This window comes from Streptomyces soli, from assembly GCF_003999195.1.
Classification (GTDB): domain Bacteria; phylum Actinomycetota; class Actinomycetes; order Streptomycetales; family Streptomycetaceae; genus Actinacidiphila; species Actinacidiphila soli.
In genome coordinates this window covers 1-2,512 of sequence record NZ_RJVR01000374.1, presented here as the reverse complement: position 1 = coordinate 2,512, position 2,512 = coordinate 1, and the positions used below count along the sequence as shown (strand labels likewise).

Sequence of the window (2,512 nt, the reverse complement as noted above, 5' to 3'; positions counted from 1 at the left end):
TCATCGGAGAGGACGACCACGACAGCACGAGGACCTCGTTGTGACATAAAAACAGTATACATACTTAGACTCGCTATTTACGACGCAGGACACTAGATGAGCGTGTCGGGGCGGCAGGTGGCGCTCGCGGTGCAGACGATGCTGCAGACGGCTACGGGCCGGTCGTGCGGGTACGGGACGGCGCCCACGGCGACGTCGCTGCCCACGGGCATCACCATCCCGTACTGCGTGCTGTACGAGCTGGGTCAGACCGGCGGGATCGGGCCGAGCTTCGGGGACGCCGACGCTGATGCCCGCATCCTGCTGCAGGTCTCCTCGGTGGGCACCACGGCCGAGCAGGCGTCGCTGCAGGCCGACAAGGCCCGGCAGGCGTTCCTGGCGCGGGTGCCTGGCAGTGGCCAGTTCCTCAATGCGATCAACGTGGTTGGGGCGACGGTGATCGGCCGGGAGCTGGACCGGGAGGACGGGACCAGTGTCGTTAACTCGACCTACACTTACGTGCAGCGATTCGTCCTGACGGTGTCGACACCGAACAGCTGACGGGATCGCACCTCACCGCGGAGGCCCCGCGCGGACGTCCGGCCGCACCGGCACGGGCTGACCCCCTGGTTCGCATTTGCGACCTGTTGGGGACGGGCCTCCGTCATTGCCGGGGGCTGGGGTCCCCGGAGAGTGAGCGCCCCCCTTGGCTACCACCCAGCAGCGGTTCATGCGCCGTGGCGTCACGAAGATCTACTTCCTGCCGACGATCGCCGCAGTCGGCAACATCCCGACCCGCGCCGAGATCACCGCGGGCACCGACCTGTCGGGCGCGATCTCCGACATCGCGGGCTGGTCGCTGGGCAACTCCCCGATCGACACCCCCGACCTGGGATCGACACTGACGACGTCGATCCCCGGCGAGGACAAGGCCGACGCCTCGACCCTGACCTTCTACGAGGACAAGGCCCTCGACACCATCGAGACCCTGCTCAAGAAGGGCGTGGAGGGCTTCGTCGTCATCCTGCGCAAGGGCGACGTCGCGGCGTCGAAGTCGATGGACGTCTTCCCCGTCCGTGTCGCCTCGCGCGCCCCGGCCTACTCGGCCGGTTCGGACCCGGCCAAGTTCACGGTGACGTTCGCGGTGTCCGGCCAGCCGACGCTCGACGCCGCCGTCCCGGCCAGCGTCTGATCCTGGGGGGATCCGCATGACCACGAGCACCACTGCCCAGCCGCCGGCGGGCGCTGTCGCCAAGGACGCGCACTGGTCGGCGAAGATGGCCCGGCTGCGGGCCCGCAAGCTGGCTGAGCGCATCGTGTCGATCTGTGACGACACCGACGCCAAGACCGCCGTTACGGAAGCGGCCGTGGCGTTGGCGAAGGCCCGCGCTGGGGCGCTGGCCGAGTGCACCGAGCAGGGCATCCGCGAGGAGCAGCGCGACGCCTTTGTGGCGTCCAACCCGAAGGTCGTCGCCGCCGACGCGGGCCTGACACGGGCGCAGGAGGCTCTGACGGAGGCGACGCTGACGCTGACGTTCCGGGCGCTGCCGCGGCCGGTGTGGGAGCAGCTGCTGCGCGACCACGCGCCCAGCGAGGCGCAGGCCGACCAGGGCATGGAGTACAACGTCGAGACGTTCCCCGCCGCGCTGATCGCGGCCTGCCACGTCGAGCGTGACGCCGGCGGCGCCGAGGTCGAGGGCATGAGCGAGGCCGACGCGCAGGAGCTGCTGGACACCTGGGCGGACGGCGACGCGAAGGCCCTGTTCACGGCCGCCCTGGTCATCAACCAGACGCTGCGGGCGGACCTGGGAAAAGGCTGATCTGCGACCCGGGGTTCCGGGCGGAGCTGGAGCTGTGCCACAGCTACGGCATCCCGCACTCGCAGTTCACCGGGTCCGGGGAGGGCCGCTGGTCGGCGCTGGACCGGGCGAAGGCGCTGGCGTGGCTGGCCTACAGCCGGGCGGTGTGCTCGGGCTGCGGGACGCGGGCGGATGAGTGGCAGCCGGATCTGGGCGGGGACCGGTTCGCGTATGTGGCGGACTCGCACACCTGCCCGGGGTGCGAGCTGCTGGAGATGGAACGGGAGCAGGTCCCGGACGGACCGGACGGGCGCGGGGTCAAGATCGGGCTCAAGCCCAGACGGGAGCAGTAGGTGGCCGCCAGTGGCTACAACCTGTACGTCAACCTGCAGGCGACGACAGCCGGACTCACCAGCGGTCTGCGGACCGGTTCGGCGCAACTGCGGCAGTTCGACGGGCAGCTGCAGCAGGTCAACCGCACACTGATCGAGACGGGGTCGGCGACCGAGCGCCTGGCCCGTCTGCAGGCCTCCGCGTCGGTCGACGCGGTCTTGGCCCAGACCCGCGTCACAGCGGCTGTAGAGCGCACCGCGGCCGCGCAGACGGCCGCCGGGGCGGCAGCCGAACGCAGCGGCCGGGCGCAGGCCCTTGCGGCGAACCTGGCCGCGCGGGCGGAGACCGAGCGGGCGGCCGCGGTCATGGCCGGAGAGCGGGCTTTGCGAGCGCAGGCCGTC

5 protein-coding genes are annotated in these 2,512 nt (G+C 70.7%); all 5 read left to right on the top strand.

The genetic code is table 11. The annotated features are described in order from the left end of the window. Positions 1-96 precede the first annotated feature (96 nt). On the top strand, positions 97-540 hold the full coding sequence (locus tag EFK10_RS45725) for a hypothetical protein (protein ID WP_127361538.1): 444 nt from the start codon (positions 97-99) through the stop codon (positions 538-540). Between the two features lie 145 nt (positions 541-685). Beyond that, the gene (locus tag EFK10_RS45720) at positions 686-1,171 is read left to right on the top strand and encodes a phage tail tube protein (protein ID WP_127361537.1); all 486 of its coding nucleotides are present in this window, start codon (positions 686-688) and stop codon (positions 1,169-1,171) included. A gap of 16 nt (positions 1,172-1,187) precedes the next feature. After that, positions 1,188-1,799, top strand: a complete 612-nt coding sequence (locus EFK10_RS45715; protein WP_127361536.1) for a hypothetical protein — start codon at positions 1,188-1,190, stop codon at positions 1,797-1,799. Positions 1,800-1,942: 143 nt separating this feature from the next. Continuing rightward, the gene (locus EFK10_RS51685) at positions 1,943-2,131 is read left to right on the top strand and encodes a hypothetical protein (RefSeq protein WP_240677873.1); all 189 of its coding nucleotides are present in this window, start codon (positions 1,943-1,945) and stop codon (positions 2,129-2,131) included. After that, on the top strand, positions 2,132-2,512 hold a 381-nt coding region (locus EFK10_RS45705), incomplete at its 3' end, for a hypothetical protein (RefSeq protein ID WP_407647275.1).